Source organism: Streptomyces sp. PA03-5A (assembly GCF_033792725.1).
Classification (GTDB): Bacteria; Actinomycetota; Actinomycetes; order Streptomycetales; family Streptomycetaceae; genus Actinacidiphila.
The window spans coordinates 1-18,975 of sequence record NZ_JARAVL010000014.1; the positions used below are offsets into that span (position 1 = coordinate 1).

An 18,975-nucleotide genomic window follows, 5' to 3' on the forward strand; every position below is an offset into this window, starting at 1 on the left:
GGAGCCCTCGTGCAGACCGACCCGCACGTCCACACCCGAGTCGCGCAGCGACAGCGCGTGCGCGTGCCCCTGGCTCCCGTAGCCGATGACCGCGACCTTACGGCCCTGGATGACGGACAGGTCGGCATCGTCGTCGTAGAACAGCTCAGCCACAGGTGAAGCCTTTCCATGCCGCAAGCCTCCGTGTCGCATCGAGGAGACCCGCTCGAAGGGTGTCGATGTTCGCCCGCTCGCAGCGGACTCGCATGTCGAATCTACGGGGAGAGCCTGCCGCCTTCCGTGACGGGGCGGCGGCCACGGGATGGCGGCAGGGCGGCGAGGCGGCAAAGGCGTGTCCGCCGACCGCTCCACGGCGACCCGCCCCCGGACGACCGGTCGCCTTCAATGCTTCGAGCGAGGGACCGGCGCTCCCGGATCACGGGGCCCGGACCGGCAACGATCACCGGTCCGGGCCCCGTTGGGCTCCGCCGCAATCAGAAGGCCCCCGGCAGGGGCCGGGCACGCACCCGCTAGAGCGCCTTGAGCAGGCGTTCCGCCAGGACGGCCGCGGAGGCGGGGTTCTGGCCGGTGAACAGGTTCCGGTCCACCACCGTGTAGGGCTTCCACATCTCGCCCTTGGTGAAGTCGACACCCATGTCGATGAGTTCGGACTCCGCCAGCCACCGCGCGCGCTTGGCGAGGCCGACCGCCTCCTCCTCCTCATTGGTGAACGCCGTGACCCGGTAGCCCGCGAACGGGGACTGGCCGTGGATCCTGGTCGCCAGCATCGCCGCGGGGGCGTGGCAGACGACCGCGAGGGGCTTGCCGGAGGCGAGCGCCGCGGTCAGCAGGCGGCCGGCGTCGGGGTCGACGCACAGGTCCTCCATGGGCCCGTGGCCGCCCGGGAAGTAGACGGCGTCGTAGTCCTCCACCCGGGCGTTCGCCAGGTGGATGGGCCGCCGCATCACCTCCGCGGAGCGGATGATCTCCTCCAGGTCGAGGGCGATCTGCGCGCTGCCGGCCATGTCGGGACGCAGGCTCATCATGTCCACGGTCGGGATCACCGCGCCCGGAGTGGCGACCGTGATCTCGTGGCCGGCCTCACTGAGCGCCTTGTACGGGGCCGCGAACTCCTCGGCCCAGTAACCCGTCGCGTGCCTGGTGCCGTCCTTGAGCGTCCAGTACGACGCCCCGGTCAGAACGAAGAGCAGCTTCGCCATCGGACCATCGCCTCCCTGTCGGTATCCGACACAGTTAGGGGCCATGTGTTACTTAAAGCATGATGCGCCCCCAGCAGGTCCGCCAGGCACGGCCTTCGCGCGGCGCCGGATGCCCGGCTGACCTGCGCCTTCGGTGAGCGGCGCACACCGCCCTCACTTCAGGAGCCGGGCGACCTCCGCAGGGTGGGCGAGGTGCGGGAAATGGCCACTGCCGGGGAGGACGGTGATCATGACGCCGGGCAGGGCCTTGCGGAGCCAGGTGAGGTAGTCCGGGTCGGGTTCGGCGCCGGTGACGTAGTGGTACGGCGTGTCCTGGGACGCGATGCGCTCCAGGCGGGCGGCGTTCCGCTCCTCCAGCAGCTCGGGCGGTGTGGTCAGCAACTCGTCCCAGTAGGCCAGCAGTAGGTCACGCGCGGGCGTCGCGTCGGGCCGGGCGAGAGCGCGGGCCTCCGGCGGCAGGCCGTCGATGCCCATGCGGCCGAGCAGGCCGTTCCAGATCGTGCCGTGGTCCGGGCCGCGCAGCACGTCCGCGTTGCGCTGCAGCAGGTCGGCGAAGCCGCCGACGCGCAGCGGCTGGTCGATGTTGACCACGCCCCGCACCGGGTGGGTCGCGGCGTAGGCGGTGGCGATGGCACCACCGATGGAGTGCCCCACCACGACCGGCCGGGTCAGGCCCGCCTCGGTGACCGCCTGGTGCACGACGGCTGCGACGTCGTCCAGCCCGTGCCGGTCCAGCGGCGGCGACTGCCCGTGTCCCGGCAGGTCGACGGCGAGGACGCTCCGCCCCGGGTCGGCGGCCTCCAGCTCCCGCAGGAGCGGGCCCCACCGGTGACGGTCGTAGCTCAGGCCGTGCAGCAGGACGAGCGGCGGTCGGCCGTCCGGCTCGCCCCGGCGCTCCGCCCGCAGACCCGCGTACGTCAGAGGGGCTTCGCCGGTGCTCATGTGGTGCGTCCTTCCAGTGGTGCGTGCCGTGCACAACAGGAGGCGTAACCCCGCGGGGAACGATCCGTTCGTGACCGGCGTCACACCTGCCAGCGCCCGGGGCCGCCGGGGCCCGGCTGGTAACGCATGAGGCGGCCCGTCCGCAGGGACGCCCGCAGGTGGGCACCGGCGAGCGGCGCGGCGGCCTCGATGCGCCGGACGGTCCCCCACAGCGCCCGCGTGGCGCCGACCCGGGCCCGCTCCGCCGCGTCGCCGTGGGCACGGGGGCGGCCGCCGAGGCCGGTCGCACGCCGGAGTTCGGCGAGGAGAGCCCGGCGCTCGGCCTGCACGGCCGCGGCGGCGTCCACGTCACCGGCCCGGTCGGCGGCGTCGAGGCTGTCGTCGAGCACGGCGAGCCGTCGGCGGTAGGAGGCGCGTGCCGTGTCGTCCAGCAGCGGATCGGCCGCCGGAGCCGCGAGCCCGGCGCCGCCGGCCACGAGATCGAGCGCGGGGATCTCCTGGCCGGGCGCCGCCAGCAGTGTGCGCAGGTAACGGGGTCCGCGCCCGTCGGGCACCCGGGCCGTCTCGCCGCCGGCCTCCAGTCGCCAGTCGCGCCCGTCGAGCACCCAGCGCCACCGGCCGTCCGGCGGACCGGCTGCGCGGAGGGTGGAAAGGAGACCGTCCATGCCGAGCCGCTCCGCGATCGACCGGGCCTGCGCCACGTCCTGCGCCGCCCTTTCCCGGTCCCCCGGGCCGTCGCGCCGGGTGCGGACCTCCGCCCGTGCCGCCAGGATGTGCGCGAGCCAGGGGAGGGCGCCGGTACGGCGGGACAGCTCGGCTGCCGCGTCCAGGTGGCCGAGGGCGGCGTCCGGCCGGTCCAGGCGCGCCGCCAGGCGGCCCAGGTAGTCGTCGACGGGTCCGGTGACGGTGTTGGCGCCGCCCCACACCACCAGCCGTCCCTGGTAGGGCAGCAGGGCGTCGTAGAGTGCGGCGGCCGCCGCCGGGCTACCGGTCCGCGAGGCGACGACCGCGAGGTCGGCCAGCGCGCCGATCCACCGCGGGCCGGTGCCCTCGAGCACCGAGGGCAGCAGCCGTTCCAGTTCCAGACCGGCCTCGACCTCGCGTCCCGACCCCAGCATCGCCCGGGCCGCCGTGGCCTCGAAGAAGTGCCCGGGCAGTCGGCGCGCCATCCGCTGCCAGGGCTCGACCGGGGTCTCGGTGCCGCCCCGTACGACGGCCAGCTGGTGGCGCACCGAACCGGCCAGCCTCTCGGTGTCGCTCACCCCCGCCTTGGGCCCGGCTACGAGGATCCGGTCCGCGAGTTCCCCGGCCTCCTCGAACCGGCCCCTGACCGTGGCGAGCATCGCCCGCCGGGAGAGCGCCACCACGTGGGCGTCGGTGTGGCCGGCCTGTTCCGCGGCGCCGACGTACACGGCGAGCGCGGCCTCGGCGGCCGTCAGGTCCCCGGTCTCGGTGTACGCCACGAAGCGCCAGAACAGGCCGCGGCACTCGGCTGCCGCGTCACCCGCCTGGCGGGCCTGAGCGACGATCTCCCCGGCGGTGGCCAGGCGTTCGGCGGTGGCGGCTGGGTCCCACAGCGCGTGCAGCCGGCCGTCGAGGACCTCGGCGACCGTGCCCGGGTCGCCGGATGCGCGGGCCAGGCCGAGCGCCGTGTCCGCCAGGTCCCGGCGGCGCGCCAGGGCCGTGGTGTCGGCCAGCAGCTCGCGCGCGAGCCGGGCCAGCACCCGGGCGCGGACCGCAGGGGCGACCGGTCGCTCGGCGGCCTCCTCCAGCAACCGGACGAGTCCGAGGTCGAGTTCGAGGAACTGGGCCCGCGACGGGAAGACCAGCGCGAGGTGCACGGCCGGGTCGGCGTCCCCGGGCAGGTCCTTCAGCCGTTCGGCCTGGGAGAGTGCGGGACCGGGCAGCCCGCCGGAGACCAGCCACAGGGCGTGGACGGCGTCGGGCGGCAGCCCGGGCACGAGCGCGGCGAACCGCGCGCCCGACAGTCCGCCCAGCCTCAACTGGGTCCCGTCCCCGGAGTACTCCCGGGCGGCGGCCAGCAGTGCGCGCGGTCCCGGGGGCGCGCCGGACCCGGGCAGGTCCTCGGCCGTGCCCTCGTCGGCCAGCAGCAGAACGGGCTCCCCCGGCGACCCCGGTGGGTGCGGCGGAACGGCGGGCGCGGAAAGCGTGCGGTCCCTGGTGTGCTCGACCCGGATGCCGCGCTCGGCGGCCAGCTCCGCCGCGGCGGCCAGCAGCGCGGTCTTGCCCGCCCCCGGCGGCCCGGTGACGACCAGGCGTTCGCCGACGCCGGCACGCAGCCGGTCGAGGAGGGCCCCGATCGCGGAAAGCTCCTGGCCACGGCCGATGAGGGACACGCCCCAGCCTAACCGGCACCCGCCTGGAACCCCCGCGGTGCCCGCCCCGGCCCGGCCGGAGGCCCGGGGCCGCCGCGCGCACCCGCGATCGCCGCGGAGGCCGCGGTGTACGGTGCCTCGACAAGGGGGGCGAGGGTGGATCACGACTGGGACGACGACACCGAGTGCCGCCGTGCCGTCGGCCGCGCTTGGGTCATGGTGGCGATCGCCGGTGGCTGCTCCTTGGTGGTCGTGGGATTCGTTGCCGTCGTCGTACTCGGCCTGAACGTGTTCCTCTTCCTCGTGGACGCTCTCAGCGGGTAGGACCCGACCGGTCCCGTGCAGCCAGGGGCTGCTACGGAGTGACGATCGCGAAGTCCGGGTCGGGTTCGCCGAGGTACGCCAGGAGTTCGGCGAGCTTGCCGGGGTCGCCCGACACCTGGATGCCCGCTCGGGCCGCCAGGTCGGCCGCCGGCAGGGTTCCCAGGAGGACGGCCCGCAGATCGGCTTCGGGGAGGGTGACCGCCAGGTCGGGTTCGGTGGCGGCGGGGCCCTCGCCGGGCACGTGGGTGAGCACGCCGTTGTGCAGGCGCCAGGTGATGGGCTCCGAGCCGTGGACGTTCCAGCGGATGGTGATGTCCGCGTCCCAGCCGGCGGGGCCGTCGACGCGGATGGCGAGGGAGTCGAAGAGCTGGTCGAGGGAGAGCGCGGAGATCACGTCGGGCGACGCGGTGACGGTGGGCGTGCCGACCGGGCCGTGGCGCAGTTCGAGGGCGCCGGTGAGGAAGAAGTTGCGCCACGTCCCGTTCTCGCTGCCGTAGCCGAGCTGGGTGAGGGCGTCCGCCTGCAGCTCTCGTGCTTCGGTGTTGCCGGGGTCGGCGAACAGCACGTGGTTGACGACCTGGGCCACCCAGCGGAAGTCTCCTTCCGCGTAGGACCGGCGGGCGCGCCGCAGGACCTCGTCGGCGCCTCCCATGAAGTCCACGTAGCGGGTGGCGGCCTCGGTGGGCGGGCGTTCCCACAGGTGGGCGGGGTTGCCGTCGAACCAGCCGAGGTACCGCTGGTAGATCGCCTTGACGTTGTGGCTGACGGAGCCGTAGTAGCCGTGGGTGTGCCAGACGTGTTCCAGGGCCGGCGGCAGGTGCATCCGTTCGGCGATCTCCAGGGCCGTGAGTCCCTGGTTGATCAGGCGCAGGGTCTGGTCGTGCAGGTACGCGTACAGGTCGCGTTGGTCGGACAGGAAGGTCAGCACGCGTGCGCGGCCCCAGGTCGGCCAGTGGTGCGAGGCGAAGGCGACGTCGGAGGAGGCGCCGAAGAGCTGGATGGTCTGGGTGAGGTACTGCGCCCAGACGCGTGGGTCCCGGACCTCGGCGCCGCGCAGGGTGAGCAGGTTGTGGAGGTTGTGGGTGGCGTTCTCGGCCATGCAGAGCGCCGCGCGGCCGGGGAAGTGGATGTTCAGCTCGGCCGGCGCCTCGGTCTCGGGGGTGAGCTGGAAGACCATGCGGATGCCGTCGACGGTGTGCGTCTGGCCGGTGCGCATGATCTCGACGCTGGGCGGGATGAGGCTGACCGTGCCCGTGGAGGTCGTCTGCCCCAGACCTGCCCCGATCTGACCGTGCGTCCCCTTGGGCAGTGCGGCGCCGTACATGTAGGCGGCGCGGCGCGCCATCGCCGTGCCCGCGTACACGTTCTCGCTGACGGCGTGGGTCAGGAAACCCTGGGGGGCGATGACGGGCAGTCCGGCTCCGGCCTCTTCGGCGGTCACGACACCCTTGACGCCGCCGAAGTGGTCGACGTGGCTGTGGGTGTAGAGCACGCCGCTGACGGGGCGGTCCCCGCGGTGGTGCCGGTACAGGGCCAGGGCGGCCGCGGCGGTCTCGACGGACAGGAGGGGGTCGATGACCAGGATGCCCCGCTCGCCCTCGACGACCGTCATGTTGGACAGGTCGAAGCCGCGTACCTGGTAGATGCCCTCGGCCACCTCGAACAGCCCGTGCCGGGCGACGAGAGCGCTCTGCCGCCACAGGCTCGGGTGCACGGTGTCCGGGCAGTCGGCGTCGAGGAAGCCGTACGCGTCAAGGGACCACACCGTGCGACCGTCGCGGTCCGTGATCTCCCGCTGCTCGACGGTGCCGAGGAAACCACGGCCGGCGTCGTCCAGGTCGCGGCTGTCCTCGAACGGCAGAAGGCTTCGTGCGGCCTGGTTGGCGGCGACGATCGCCGGTTCGGGGCCCTTCAGCGCGGAATCGGCGGACATCGTGTTCTCCTTCGAGACCGGTACCGTCATCACGCCCACACGGGATGAACCCTCTGCCAGCCTCGGCAGGACGGCGTCCGCATGCCAGCGGGAGTACGCCGCCCGGACGAACCCGCGATCAGTCCGCCTGTTCGGCCGTCGCCGGGCTCGCGCCGCCGCGCTGGTAGATGTCGGGGACGCCGTCCCCGTCGGCGTCGGTGTCCTCCTCGGCGCACAGCCGCCGGTACAGCCGGTTGCGGCGGTGCAGGAGCAGCGCGGCCAGGCAGGCCGAGATCACCGATGCCACCAGGACCGCGGCCTTGACGTGCTCACCTTGCGCGGTCGCGGGGAAGGCGAGCTCGCCGATCAGCAGGGCCACGGTGAAGCCGATGCCACCCAGGGTGGCGAGGCCGAACACGTCGGCCCAGGCGAGGTCCGGATTCAACCGGGCCCGCGTGAAACGGGCGGCAAGGTAGGTTCCGCAGAAGATGCCGGCGATCTTGCCGAGCACCAAACCCACGACGACACCGAGCGGTTCGGGCCTGGTGAACACCTCCCCCAGGGCACCCGCGGAGACGCCGACCCCGGCGGCGAACAGGGCGAACAGCGGGACGACGACACCGGCGGACAAGGGGTGCAGCAGGTAGCCGGTGCGCTCGGCGGGCGAGGTCACCTCGTCCTCGTCGCGGGTGGTCCGCAGGATCAGGCCCATGGCCACCCCGGCCACGGTGGCGTGCACGCCGCCGTTGTACATCAGCGCCCAGATGACCAGGCCGAGCGGCACGTACCACCACCAGCCCGTGACCCGTAGCCGCTGCAGCGCGTAGAACACCGCGAGCCCGGCCGCAGCGCCGAGCAGCGCCCAGAGGTTGAGGTCGGAGGTGAAGAACACCGCGATGACCAGGATCGCGCCCAGGTCGTCGACCACCGCGAGGGTGAGGAGGAAGGCCCTCAGCGCCGCGGGGAGGTGGGTGGAGACGACGGCCAGGACCCCCAGCGCGAAGGCGATGTCGGTGGCCATCGGCACCGCCCAGCCGCTCGGGCTGCCGCCCCCGAACGCCGCGACCACGGCGTACAGCCCGGCGGGCACCACCATGCCGCACACCGCCGCGATGACCGGGAGCGCGGCGGTGGCCGGGGTGCGCAGTTCGCCGACGACGAGTTCGCGCTTCAGCTCGATCCCGGCGACCAGGAAGAACACCGCCAGCAATCCGTCCGCCGTCCAGTGCCCCACCGACAGGTCCAGCCCCAGCACGGGAAGGCCGAAGTGGAAGTCGCGTACCGCCTCGTACGCGCCGCTGAACGGACCGTTCGCCCACACCAGGGCCACCACCGCCGCGGCCAGCAGGACCAGGCCGCCGACCGTCTCCGTCCGCAGGGCTCGGGCGACGGCCCGCCGCTCCGGCCACGGGAGCACGCCGAGGAACGGGGGGCGGGAACGGGGGGCGGTGGCCATATGGGCGAACCTCCGGGGCGTCGGCGGCAACGGGCACGGGGCCCCTCACAACGCCGACCAGACTTCCCGGCACACCGGGCGCCTCTTCTTGACGCCTTGCTGACACCCTAACGGCGGCGCATCGGCGGCCCCAACCGTTCCCGGCACCTCCCGCACCTCCGCACCTCCCACGCCTGGCGCCCGCGTCAGCTGTGACGGCGGTGACGTCAGATGAGTTCCAGGCCGCCGTCGACGGTGATGACCTGCCCGGTGGCCTGGCGTCCAGCCGGCTCGGCCATGCGCAGGATCCAGTGGGCGATGTCCTCGACGTCCCCGATGCGGTGCGTGGGGATGCGGTCGCGCTCGTACGCGTACATGTCGTTGATCGCCTCGGGGGTCAGGCCTGCGGCGACCATGACGTCGGTCCGGGTGGGGCCGGGAGCGACGGAGTTGACGCGGATGCCCTCCGCCGCGAGCTCGAGGGCCCAGCTGCGGGTCATCTGCTCGATCGCGGCCTTGGTGGCCGCATAGTGGGATCCGCCGGACATCGGGCGGTGTCCGTAGGTGCTCGACACGTTGACGATGCTGCCGGAGGACGTGCGCAGATGGGGCAGGGCTTCGTGCGCCAGCATGCTCGGGGCCACCACGTTGAGGGCGAACAGGTCGGTGATGACCTGCTTGTCCGCCTCGGCCAGGGGCATGACGGCCGTGGCGCCTGCGTTGTTCACCAGCAGGTCGAGCCGTCCCCAACGCGCCACGGCGGTGTTGACGACCTGCGCGGGCGCGCCGTCGTCGACGAGGTTCACGGACAGGGCTTCGATGTTCGGGTGGGCCTTGGCTGTTTCCACGAGGGCATCCATCCGGCGACCGACGCCGAGCACGTTCGCCCCGGCCTGCGCCAAAGCGAGTGCCGTCGCACGGCCGATACCGGATCCCGCGCCGGTGACGATGGCGACGTGACCGGAGAAGGGCAGGTGGGATGTGGTGGTCATGGACTCTCTCTCCTTTGTTCGATGTTCGGCGAACTACGAACAAGGTACATCACGTGTGAAACGCTTTGATGGGAAAGGTGAGGCATGACACGCGCCGCAGGTCGCCCCGGCGGCTGCTGCGCGACGCCGCGCCGTGCCGTGCCGTGCCGTGCCGTGCCGGAGAAACGCAAGCGGCCCACCGCGTTCGGCGGTGGGCCGCCTGTGGGCGCAGCAGGATGTCAGCGGAAGAGCCGGCCGAATCGGCGCACCTCCTCCGCGAAGATCTTCGGCTGCTCGAACGCCGCGAAGTGCCCGCCCCTGCTGGCCCGATTCCAGTAGACGAGGTTGGGGAAGGCCTTCTCGGCCCATGCGCGCGGCGGCGTGTAGAACTCCTTGGGGAACAGTGTGACGCCCATGGGCACGTCGATCTTGACCGCGTTCATGGTGATGTCCGAGTTCTCCCAGTAGAAGCGTGCGGCGGACTCCGCCGTATTCGTCAGCCAGTACAGAGTGATGTCGTCCAGCATCTCGTCCAGGGTGAGGACCGACTCGGGGTTCTTGTCACTGTCGGTCCAGACACCGAATTTCTCGTAGATCCAGGCGGCCTGCCCGACCGGGGAGTCCGCCAGGGAGTAGGACACGGTCTGGGGCCTGGTCATCATCTGGAGCTGGTAGCCGATCTCGTTCTGCTGTTGTGCGTTCAGTTGGTTCATCGCGACCCGCTCCTCCGGAGTGAGGCGCTTCGGGTCGAGATCAGGGGGGACGATCTGAGGGAAATTCAGGTGGATGCCCAGCAATCCCTTGGGACGCAGGACCCCCAGCTGCACATTGACGGCAGCTCCCCAGTCCCCTCCCTGGGAGAGGTAGTGGTCGTACCCAAGGCGAGGCATGATCTTCGCCCAGGCCTTCGCCGTCCTCACGCGCCCCCATCCCACGGCGTCCGGCTGACCGGAGAAGCCGAATCCCGGGAGGGACGGTGTGACCACGTGGAATGCGTCACGCGCGGATCCACCGAACTCGGTCGGGTGGGTCAGGCGCCGGATCACCTTGCGGAACTCCAGGATCGAGCCCGGCCAGCCGTGGGTGAGCATGATGGGCATGGCGTCGCGGTGCGGTGACCTGGCATGCAGGAAATGGATGCTCACACCGTCGATCACGGTGCGGTACTGCCCGATTCCGTTGAGCAGCGCCTCCACCCTGCGCCAGTCGTAGTGTCGCTGCCAGTGCTCCACGAGTCGCTTGACCCGCCACAGCGGAGCCCCCTGGGACCAGTCGTCCACGAGTTCCTCGGTCGGCCACCGGGTCATGGCCAGGCGTCGCCGCAGATCGTCCAGCATGCGCTCCGGCACATGCAGCCTCATGGGCACGACCGCGCCGTTGCCCGGAGGCGGCGTGAACGAGCCCGCAGTCGTGGCGCCCGTTCCCGTGACGGCCTCGGCGACGCCGGACGCCATCGCCGCCGCGGCGGTTCCCGCGCCCAGCGCCCCCATGGCGTACAGCAACCGTCGACGGCTGAGATTGCTCGCTTGACTCGCCATGCGTTACTCACTCCAGTCGGTCATTTCGATTCAGCGGGATATGCCTGGCGTGGGCCTGAGAGGAGTTCGGCGGCCCATTTCGCGCAGGAAAACAGCGCCCCTGCGATGCGGTGGCCAATGTTGCGTTGATTTCGTGTGGGCACGGTGTCACGCCGCTCATTGGCGGGTGGGGGCCCCTTCGCGCACGACAACAGGCCGGGCGTACGCCATGTTTCGCCAGTCATCGAACGTCGCTTGCGACCGTACACCGGCCATTCGCCGACCGGGGATGTCGCGAAGGTGGCATAGCTCACGGACCTTGTTCCGACGCATGGGTGACACCGTGTGCACGTGCAATGAGAGAGCCGTCACGCCGGTCGCAACGTTCAGGGCGAACTCGGCCGTGTTAGGTTGTTCGGCATACGTCGAACGATCATTTCCCGGCGTACACGCAGGGCCAGATGCAGGTGTCGGCCAGAGTCCGAGTGAATCCTCGCCCTGCCATCCACAAAGTGTCGTTGAGGGCGCTCCTCGCGATGCCGCCGCCGGTCGGCCGTTGACCGGACTGACCGCCGGCGTACCTCAACACCCAGCAGAAGGAGAAAAGCCATGAGTGCCATCACCACTGAGATGCAGGAGTTCATCTCCCGCGTCGTGCACGACGGCAGCAACTACCGCATGGACGCCATGGAGAAGCTCTACACCGACGACATGGCGATCCTCTTCCCGACCCGGGAAGGAGCCATCGCGGCAGCTCCCCGCAAGGAGGTCTTCGCGGAGTTCGCGGCCCGGGGACAGGCGGGTGAGACGCCCCTGTCCACCGAGTACAAGGTCCTGCACGCCGAGGACCAGGGCGAGTACGCGACCGCGCTTCTCTACCGGCGCATGAGCGACACCACCGCCCCCTTCCTCTACGAGCTGCGCCTGAAGCGGGGAGGTGCCTACGGCTGGCTCGTCGCCGGGGAGACCGTCACACCGTGGCCCGACCCGGAGACCGCCGGTGCCTTCCTTCCGCCGCGACAGGCCGCCGCCTGAAAGCCGGCCGATGCACGGGACCCGTAGTGCGCGTGCACCAAGGGTCCCGGTCGTGGCCACTGCTGGCAAAGGGGCCTGAGCCAGCGGTGGCCTGCCCCCTCCCAGCGACGAGCAGCCCCAGGTTCCCGCAACCACTACGCCACCGCCAAAGACCCGAAGGAAGAACCGTGTTCCCCACCGCACAGATCGGCGTCACCGGCCTCGCCGTGATGGGCCGCAACCTCGCCCGCAACCTGGCCCGTCACGGCTACACCGTGGCCGTCCACAACCGCACCACCGCCCGCACCCAGGCCCTCGTCGACGACTTCGGCCACGAGGGCACCTTCATCGCCGCGGATTCCGCCAAGGAGATGGTCGCCGCCCTGCAACGGCCCCGGCGTCTGATCGTCATGGTGCAGGCCGGCAAGCCCACCGACGACGTGATCGACGAGTACGCGCCGCTGCTGGAACCCGGTGACGTCATCGTCGACGGCGGCAACGCCCACTTCGCCGACACCCGCCGCCGCGAAGCCACGCTGCACGAACGCGGCATCCACTTCCTGGGCACCGGCATCTCCGGCGGCGAGGACGGCGCGCTGAACGGCCCCAGCATCATGCCCGGCGGCTCCCAAGAGGCCTACCAGCTCCTGGCCCCCGTCCTGACCGACATCGCCGCCACCACCCCCGACGGCAGCCCAGCCGTCGCCCACCTCGGCCCCGACGGCGCCGGCCACTTCGTCAAAATGGTCCACAACGGCATCGAGTACGCCGACATGCAACTCATCGCCGAGGCCTACCACCTGCTGCGCCACACCACCGGTTGGAAGCCCGCGCGGATCGCCGAGGTCTTCCGCCAGTGGAACACCGGCCGCCTGAACTCCTACCTCATCGAGATCACCGCCGACGTCCTCGCCCACCGCGACGCCGACACCGGTCTCCCCTTCGTCGACGTCGTCGCCGACGCCGCCGAGCAGAAGGGCACCGGGCGCTGGACCGTGCAGACCGCCCTCGACCTGGGTGTCCCCGTCTCCGGCATCGCCGAGGCCGTCTTCGCCCGCTCCCTGTCCGGACACACCGCCCTGCGCGCCACCGGCGCCGCCCTGCCCGGCCCCTCGCGCACCGTCCTCGGTGAGCGCGACGCCGCCCGCTTCACCGACCAGGTCGAGCAGGCCCTGTACGCCTCCAAGGTCATCTCCTACACCCAGGGCCTCCACCAGATCCAGGCCGCCGGCAACACCTACGGCTGGAACACCGACCTCGCCGCCGTCGCCGCGGTGTGGCGATCCGGCTGCATCATCCGCGCCGCCTTCCTCGACCGCGTCCGCGACGCCTACACCACCGACCCCGCACTGCCCAGCCTCCTCGCCGACCCCGGCTTCGCCGGCGAAGTCGGCGAAGCCCAGCTCCCCTGGCGCCTGGTCGTGGCCCACGCCACCCGCGACGGCGTCCCCGCCCCCGCCTTCGCCGCCGCCCTCGCCCACTACGACACCCTGCGCACCCCGCGCCTGCCTGCGGCCCTCACCCAGGCCCAACGCGACTATTTCGGCGCCCACACCTACCGCCGCACCGACCGCCCCGGCAGCTACCACACCCGCTGGGACACCGACCGCACCGAGAACCCCGTCAGCTGACCGGGCGAGTCCGCGTGTCATGGGCGAGGTACGTCAGGTGCCCAACCGACGCCCGTCCAAGAGTCGCTGTGCCGGGGCGGCCCGCAGGCAGGCCCCGCACACGACGCACACGGCGGCCGTGCCGTAGGCCCACGCCTGGAGAGGGACGCCCGGCAGCAACCGGCCCCCGAGGTAGAGGACCGTGCCGGCGAGGGTGACGGCCAGCCACTCCCAGCGGCCGTCGAGCGCGACGAGGCCGACGACGAGCAGTGAGTACCAGGGGTAGTTGGGCGAGACCAGCAGCAGCGCCGTACCGGTCAGCAGCAGGGCGCCGCGCCAGGGGCGGGTGGGGTCGCCGCGCCACCATACGTACAGGGCCATGAGTGCGAGCAGCACGAGGACGACCATTCCCGCGGCGGCGTCAGGGAGCAGCAGACGCAGCAGGGCGAAGCGGTGCACGTCCCCGGGTTCGTATCCCTCCTCCTGCAGGTAGCCGGGCAGGTAGCCCAGGACGCCCGTGCCGGACGCGGCGACGTACGGCAGGTAGGCGAGGGCGACCACGGCGACCGTCGCCGACACCGTGCGCAGGATGCGGGCCGGACTGCGCTCCCCGGACAGCGCGCCGGGGAGCGTCAGAAGCGGCAGCAGTTTCACGGCGACGGCGGCGCCGAGCAGTCCTCCACGGCGGGCGCCCGCGGTGGCGGTACCGAGGGCCAGCACGGTCAGCAGGACACCGAGGGTGTCGACGTGGGCGTTGTCGACCGCCTCGAAGGGGACGGCCGGGCACCACGCCCACAGAGCGGTGCGGGCCGGGGCCCGGCGTGGGTCGCCGCGCCGGCGCAGCACCGCGAGCAGCGCGACGGTGGTGCCGAACGCCACGACGGCGCCGCCTGCTTGGAGCGGCTTGTGGCGGCTGCCCTGCGGGGAGAGGACGTGGACGGTGACGAACCAGCCTTCGGCGACGGGCGGGTAAATGGTCGGGACGGTGGGACGGTTGATGCGGGCGCACAGGCCGCTGTCCGTCCGGGCCAGTCCCCAGCCCCGGCAGGAACCCGTGGCGGGGAACAGCCAGTCGTCCCGCAGCGTGGCGAGTTCGGGTGCGGCGGGGGGATGGGCGTACGGGGAGATCCCCGCGGCCTGGACGCGGCCGTCCCAGGCGTAGCGGTACATGTCGGTGCTGGTGCGGGGTGGTGCGGCGAGCCCGGCCAGCGCCACCGCGGCCGCTCCGGTCAGGACCAGTGCGGTGGCGGCGCGTGCCGGGACCTTGCGAACGGCCCATGCCGAGGCGGCGAACAGCGTCCAGGCGACGGCGTATCCGGCCGACAGGCGGCCCGGGTCGCGCTGGCTGTCGCCCGCGCGGAGGGTGCCGATGACGACGACGGTCAGTGCGGCGAGGAGGACCGCGACGGCGATGGTGCGGACACGGGCCGGTGCGCGGTTGACGGGTGCCTCGGGCGGGCCGGTCGGCGGCTGCGGGGACTGGTGCTGTGCGGCGGTTGCGTCGCTCATGGTCGTCCGGTCCCTCCGGTGGCCGTGGGTGGCTCGTCACGGTGGCCGGACCGCGGGCGGCGCAGTTCCACGAACGAGCGGCCTTCGGCGGTCCACCGGCCTGCCGGGATCCACCCCGCGGCTTCGGCGGTGTGCAGCAGGACGGTGGTGCCGAGGCGGGCCCAGGGGAACGGGCGGCCGTGCCGGCCGTGGCCGTCCTCGACCCGGACGGTCAGGCGCTCGTCCTCGTCGTGCGGAGCGGCCTCTGCCAGGAGGCGTCCACCCGGCGAGACCAGGGTGCGCAGGCGGGTGAGGAGGGCCAACGGGTCGCCACCGATGCCGACGTTGCCGTCCATCAACAGGACGCTGCCCCAGCGCCCCTCCCCCGGCAGGCGGTCGAAGACGGACCGGCGGACGGCGGAACCGCCGTGTTGCCGGGTCCGGGCCACCGCGGCAGGGCTCACGTCCACGCCGAGTGCCCGAACCCCCCGGACGGCGAGGGCGGCGACCAGACGCCCCGGTCCGCAACCCACGTCGAGGACGGGGCCGGTGCAGCGGTTCAGGACGGCGGCGTCCGCTGCGTCGGGGGCGGCGCACCAGCGCTCGACGTCCAGCGGCAGCAGTTCCCCTTCCCCTCCGGCGCCGTCCGGTGGGGCCGGAGGCGACAGGCGGCGCAGGAAGAGCGGGCCGCGACCGGTGCGCAGGGCATGGACGTAGGGGTCGTCCGTCCACGGTTCCCCCGGCTGCGCCGGCCACTGCCGCGCGGCTGGCTGCGCCTGTGCGGGGAGACCGGCGGGGCGGGCCACCGTCCGGGTCTTCCAGCCGGCCGCGGTCCGCGGCGTCCGCTCGGCGAGGGCGGGTTCCGAACCGCCTGCGGTGCCGCTCACCGGCCGGTCTCCGCGAGCGAGTTCAGCGTGGTGGCGAAGCGCGAGCCGGGCGGGCAGCACGCGGCGACCGCGGCGGCGTCGGCGGCGGTGTCCACATCGCGCAGCACCGGCAGGTCGCCCACGCTGAGCCCTGCCTCGACGAGCCGTCGCCGCTGCGTCGCACCGGTGTGCCCGGTGGACATCGGGACGCCGTGTACGAGGGCCGCGGCGCGCCCCGGATCGGCGAGTCCCAGCGCCCAGAAGCCGCCGTCCTCGGCCGGGCCGAACCAGGCCTCGTGGCCGTCGCGTCCGGCCCCCGCGAGGTGTTCGACGGTCAGTTGCGGGGTGTCCATGCCGACCAGGAGGGCCGGTCCGCGGTCGCAGCGGGCGAAGGCGGACGCGATCCGCTCGTCCAGGCCGCCGGTTCCCTGGTGCACGACGTCGAAGCCGGGCGGGAGCCAGGGTCCGGGAGCGCCGTCGAGAACGAGGACGCGACGCCGAGCGGGGGTCTTGAGCACCGTGTGCAGCGTGTCGGCGAGGGCGGCCTCCGCGAGGGTGGCCGCCTCCAGGGGCGTGTAGGGCGGGGTGAGCCGTGTCTTGACCCGCCCCGGGACGGGCTCCTTGGCGATGACCAGCAGCGTGGCCGGGCTCCCGGCCGGGTGGCGGGGGCTCACCGTCCGGTTCCCCGGGCCGTTGCCGCGGGCGCCAGGTCGGCGGAGGGAGGTTCGGCGAGGACGGAACGCATGTCCCGTACCGCGTGCCAGGTACCGCGCCAGGTGCCGGTGACCTTGGAGCGGCCCCTGCGCGGGCGGTACGGCACGTCCGTCTCCTCCACCCGCCAGCCCGCGTCGGCGGCGCGGACCACCATCTGCAGCGGGTAGCCGGAGCGACGGTCGGTCAGGTCCAGGGCGAGCAGGGAATCGCGGCGGGCGGCGCGCATCGGTCCGAGGTCGTGAAGGCGCAGGCCGGTGCGCCGGCGGACCAGTCGCGCCAGCTCCAGGTTGGCCAGCCGTGCGTGCAGGGGCCAGGCGCCGCGCGTGACGGGCCTGCGCCGGCCGAGGACGAGGTCGGCCACGCCGTCGAGGACGGGCGCGGCGACGGCGGGCAGCAGCGCGGGGTCGAGGGAGGCGTCGCAGTCGCAGAAGCAGACGACGTCGGCCGTCGCGGCGGTGAGCCCCGCGTGGCAGGCGGCACCGAAACCGCGGCGCGGTTCGTGGACCACGTGCGCCCCGAGGGCGTGCGCGATGTCCGCCGAGCCGTCGGTGGACCCGTTGTCGACGACGATCGCGCGCCAGCGGGAGGGGATGCGGTCCAGCACCCACGGCAGGGCCTCGGCCTCGTCGAGGCAGGGCAGCACCACGTCCACCGGGGCGGAAGGAGGAGGGGATGTCTCGATCACCCCACTCACCCTACGGAGACAAAAAGCTCAAAAGGGATATGGGCACCTTACGGATCGCTGACGTCCGCCTCCGCTCCCACCGTCGGCCGAAGGCCGGGTGCCACACTCGGTGGCGTGAAACACGTACTCGTCGTGGACGACGACGCCACCGTCTCCGAGGTCGTCGTCGGCTACCTGAACCGGGCCGGCTTCGACGTCGACGTGGCCGCCGACGGCCCCACCGCCGTGGCCCTGGCCGCCGTCCGGGCCCCCGACCTGGTCGTCCTGGACCTGATGCTTCCCGGCATGGACGGCCTCGAGGTCTGTCGCCGCATCCGCGACGACGGCCCGATCCCCGTGATCATGCTGACGGCGCGCGGTGACGAGGAGGACCGCGTCCTCGGCCTGGAGGTCGGGGCCGACGACTACGTCACCAAGCCCTTCAGCCCCCGCGAGCTCGTGCTCAGGGTGGAGTCGGTGCTGCGCCGTACGGGAGACCAGGCCGCCCGTGCGACCCCGGCCGGATCGGAGCTGCGGGCCGGCCCCCTCGCCCTGGACCCCGGCGCACGCCGCGTCACTCGCCACGGCGTCGAACTCGCCCTGACGATCCGCGAGTTCGACCTGCTGGAGTTCTTCCTGCGGAATCCCGGGCGAGCTGCCGGCCGGGAGGAGCTGATGCGCCGCGTGTGGGGCTGGGAGTTCGGCGACCTGTCGACCGTCACCGTCCACGTCCGTCGCTTGCGCGAGAAGGTCGAGGAGGACCCGGCGCACCCCTGCCTGATCAGCACCGTGTGGGGCGTGGGCTACCGGTTCGACCCTCCGACCGCGGACGAGGGAGCCCCCGATGGTGCATGACACCCTCCTCATCGTGGCCTACGCGGCCATCGGTGCGGCCTGTGCCGGCCTGCTCGGCACGGGCGTTCTGCGGCTGCTGCGCAATCGCTCGGTCGCAGTGTCCCTGGCGGTGGTCGCCGCCGTCGCGGTCGCGGCGATGCTCGGCGGAACCATGCTGGTGTCCTGGGCCATGTTCCTGTCCGACCACGACCTGTGGGTCGTGACCATGGTCTGCTCCATCGCCGCGGTCGTCTCGCTCGGGGTGGCGCTCGCGCTCGGCCGCGGCGTGGTCCGCGGCAGCCGGGCCCTCGCCGAGGCCACCCGCGCCCTCGGCGACGGCGGCACTTTCACCCCGCCCGCCGCCGCACCCACCGCCGAACTCGCCGAACTCGGCCGTGAACTGGCCGCCACCAGCGCCAAGCTCGCCGCGTCCAGGGAGCGTGAGCGGGCCCTGGAGGAATCCCGCCGCGAGCTGGTCGCATGGATCTCCCACGACCTGCGCACCCCGCTCGCCGGACTGCAGGCCATGACCGAGGCCCTGGAGGACGGCGTGGTCGACGACCCGAGCCTGTACCACGCCCGCATCCGCGCGGAGGTCGAACGCATGAGCGGCATGGTCGGCGACCTCTTCGAACTCTCCCGCATCCAGGCCGGCGTGCTCGCCCTGAACACCACCCGCATGTCGGTCTACGACCTCGTCGGCGACGCGCTCGCGGGCGCGGCCACCCTCGCGATGGAGCACGGTGTGCGGATCGTCGGGGACGGGGTCGAGCCGGTCCCGGTCGAGGTCGACGGACGCGAGATGTCCCGCGTGCTGGCCAACCTGCTCGTCAACGCCATCCACCGGACTCCGGCCGACGGAACGATCGCGGTCTCCGCCCGCCGGGAGGCGAACAGCGTCGTCGTGTCGGTGACGGACGGCTGCGGCGGCATCCCCGCGGAGGACCTGCCCCGTGTCTTCGACACCGGCTGGCGCGGCACCGACGCACGGACCCCGCCCGCCGGAGCGGGTCTGGGCCTGGCGATCGTCCGGGGGATCGTGGAGGCCCACAGGGGCCGGGCGGCGGTGCGCAACGTCCCCGGCGGCTGCCGCTTCGAGGTCCGGCTGCCCGCCGCCGCCTGAGGCGCCCGGCGGGCAGGCGGACCCGA

The 18,975-nt window shown here is 72.8% G+C and carries 16 protein-coding genes and 1 pseudogene; 5 read left to right on the forward strand and 12 right to left on the reverse strand.

What is annotated here, in order from left to right; translation table 11 throughout:
- The 4 genes and pseudogenes from PV410_RS18650 to PV410_RS18665 all read right to left on the reverse strand — a co-directional run.
- Positions 1–153 (reverse strand): annotated as a pseudogene (locus PV410_RS18650) (ketol-acid reductoisomerase); the annotation flags it as partial.
- A 356-nt stretch (positions 154–509) separates the two neighbouring features.
- The gene (locus PV410_RS18655) at positions 510–1,199 is read right to left on the reverse strand and encodes a type 1 glutamine amidotransferase domain-containing protein (RefSeq protein ID WP_500325870.1); all 690 of its coding nucleotides are present in this window, start codon (positions 1,197–1,199) and stop codon (positions 510–512) included.
- A 153-nt stretch (positions 1,200–1,352) separates the two neighbouring features.
- Positions 1,353–2,141: an alpha/beta fold hydrolase gene (locus PV410_RS18660; protein WP_500325872.1), complete on the reverse strand. Its 789-nt coding sequence runs from the start codon at positions 2,139–2,141 to the stop codon at positions 1,353–1,355.
- Positions 2,142–2,221: 80 nt separating this feature from the next.
- Positions 2,222–4,498 (reverse strand): AAA family ATPase, encoded by a 2,277-nt coding sequence (locus PV410_RS18665; protein ID WP_500325874.1) that lies wholly within the window; start codon positions 4,496–4,498, stop codon positions 2,222–2,224.
- A gap of 135 nt (positions 4,499–4,633) precedes the next feature.
- On the opposite strand from PV410_RS18665, the gene PV410_RS18670 reads away from it, so the two are divergent.
- A complete protein-coding gene (locus PV410_RS18670; protein ID WP_500325876.1) occupies positions 4,634–4,801 on the forward strand; it encodes a hypothetical protein in 168 nt (55 codons plus the stop codon).
- 31 nt (positions 4,802–4,832) lie between these two features.
- Here PV410_RS18670 and PV410_RS18675 read toward each other — a convergent pair whose 3' ends face one another.
- From PV410_RS18675 to PV410_RS18690, 4 genes are all read right to left on the reverse strand, one after another.
- Positions 4,833–6,734, reverse strand: coding sequence for an alkyl/aryl-sulfatase (locus tag PV410_RS18675; protein ID WP_500325878.1), 1,902 nt, complete (start codon positions 6,732–6,734; stop codon positions 4,833–4,835).
- 118 nt (positions 6,735–6,852) lie between these two features.
- A complete protein-coding gene (gene nhaA / locus PV410_RS18680) occupies positions 6,853–8,169 on the reverse strand; it encodes a Na+/H+ antiporter NhaA (protein WP_500325880.1) in 1,317 nt (438 codons plus the stop codon).
- A gap of 206 nt (positions 8,170–8,375) precedes the next feature.
- Complete coding sequence (locus PV410_RS18685; RefSeq protein WP_500325882.1) at positions 8,376–9,140, reverse strand: SDR family NAD(P)-dependent oxidoreductase; 765 nt, start codon at positions 9,138–9,140, stop codon at positions 8,376–8,378.
- Positions 9,141–9,358: 218 nt separating this feature from the next.
- Entirely contained in the window at positions 9,359–10,657 is a 1,299-nt protein-coding gene (locus tag PV410_RS18690) for an epoxide hydrolase family protein (protein WP_500325884.1), read from the reverse strand.
- Positions 10,658–11,245: 588 nt separating this feature from the next.
- Here PV410_RS18690 and PV410_RS18695 point away from each other — a divergent pair.
- On the forward strand, positions 11,246–11,671 hold the full coding sequence (locus PV410_RS18695; protein ID WP_500325886.1) for a hypothetical protein: 426 nt from the start codon (positions 11,246–11,248) through the stop codon (positions 11,669–11,671).
- Between the two features lie 167 nt (positions 11,672–11,838).
- Positions 11,839–13,281, forward strand: coding sequence for an NADP-dependent phosphogluconate dehydrogenase (gene gnd / locus PV410_RS18700; RefSeq protein ID WP_500325888.1), 1,443 nt, complete (start codon positions 11,839–11,841; stop codon positions 13,279–13,281).
- Positions 13,282–13,314: 33 nt separating this feature from the next.
- On the opposite strand, the gene PV410_RS18705 is transcribed toward gnd, so the two are convergent.
- Genes PV410_RS18705 through PV410_RS18720 form a run of 4 tightly spaced genes read right to left on the reverse strand, consistent with a single transcriptional unit; the run spans position 13,315 to position 17,013 of the window.
- Positions 13,315–14,769: a glycosyltransferase 87 family protein gene (locus PV410_RS18705; protein ID WP_500325890.1), complete on the reverse strand. Its 1,455-nt coding sequence runs from the start codon at positions 14,767–14,769 to the stop codon at positions 13,315–13,317.
- Positions 14,766–15,635 (reverse strand): methyltransferase domain-containing protein, encoded by an 870-nt coding sequence (locus PV410_RS18710; RefSeq protein WP_500325892.1) that lies wholly within the window; start codon positions 15,633–15,635, stop codon positions 14,766–14,768. The genes PV410_RS18705 and PV410_RS18710 overlap by 4 nt, the downstream gene beginning before the upstream one ends.
- Complete coding sequence (locus PV410_RS18715; RefSeq protein WP_500325894.1) at positions 15,632–16,288, reverse strand: TIGR04282 family arsenosugar biosynthesis glycosyltransferase; 657 nt, start codon at positions 16,286–16,288, stop codon at positions 15,632–15,634. Before PV410_RS18715 ends, PV410_RS18710 begins: the two co-directional genes overlap by 4 nt.
- Positions 16,285–17,013, reverse strand: a complete 729-nt coding sequence (locus tag PV410_RS18720; RefSeq protein ID WP_500325896.1) for a glycosyltransferase family 2 protein — start codon at positions 17,011–17,013, stop codon at positions 16,285–16,287. The genes PV410_RS18715 and PV410_RS18720 overlap by 4 nt, the downstream gene beginning before the upstream one ends.
- Positions 17,014–17,127: 114 nt before the next feature.
- Between PV410_RS18720 and PV410_RS18725 the strand changes: the two genes are divergently transcribed.
- The gene (locus PV410_RS18725; RefSeq protein ID WP_500325898.1) at positions 17,128–17,847 is read left to right on the forward strand and encodes a response regulator transcription factor; all 720 of its coding nucleotides are present in this window, start codon (positions 17,128–17,130) and stop codon (positions 17,845–17,847) included.
- Positions 17,837–18,949: a sensor histidine kinase gene (locus PV410_RS18730; protein WP_500325900.1), complete on the forward strand. Its 1,113-nt coding sequence runs from the start codon at positions 17,837–17,839 to the stop codon at positions 18,947–18,949. The genes PV410_RS18725 and PV410_RS18730 overlap by 11 nt, the downstream gene beginning before the upstream one ends.
- Positions 18,950–18,975 lie beyond the last annotated feature (26 nt).

Coding starts and splice junctions, on each gene's coding strand:
- PV410_RS18655 (WP_500325870.1), bottom strand. CDS start 1,199: ATGGCGAAGCTGCTCTTCGTTCTGACCGGGGCGTCGTACTGGACGCTC.
- PV410_RS18660 (WP_500325872.1), bottom strand. CDS start 2,141: ATGAGCACCGGCGAAGCCCCTCTGACGTACGCGGGTCTGCGGGCGGAG.
- PV410_RS18675 (WP_500325878.1), bottom strand. CDS start 6,734: ATGTCCGCCGATTCCGCGCTGAAGGGCCCCGAACCGGCGATCGTCGCC.
- nhaA (WP_500325880.1), bottom strand. CDS start 8,169: ATGGCCACCGCCCCCCGTTCCCGCCCCCCGTTCCTCGGCGTGCTCCCG.
- PV410_RS18685 (WP_500325882.1), bottom strand. CDS start 9,140: ATGACCACCACATCCCACCTGCCCTTCTCCGGTCACGTCGCCATCGTC.
- PV410_RS18690 (WP_500325884.1), bottom strand. CDS start 10,657: ATGGCGAGTCAAGCGAGCAATCTCAGCCGTCGACGGTTGCTGTACGCC.
- PV410_RS18695 (WP_500325886.1), top strand. CDS start 11,246: ATGAGTGCCATCACCACTGAGATGCAGGAGTTCATCTCCCGCGTCGTG.
- PV410_RS18705 (WP_500325890.1), bottom strand. CDS start 14,769: ATGAGCGACGCAACCGCCGCACAGCACCAGTCCCCGCAGCCGCCGACC.
- PV410_RS18730 (WP_500325900.1), top strand. CDS start 17,837: ATGGTGCATGACACCCTCCTCATCGTGGCCTACGCGGCCATCGGTGCG.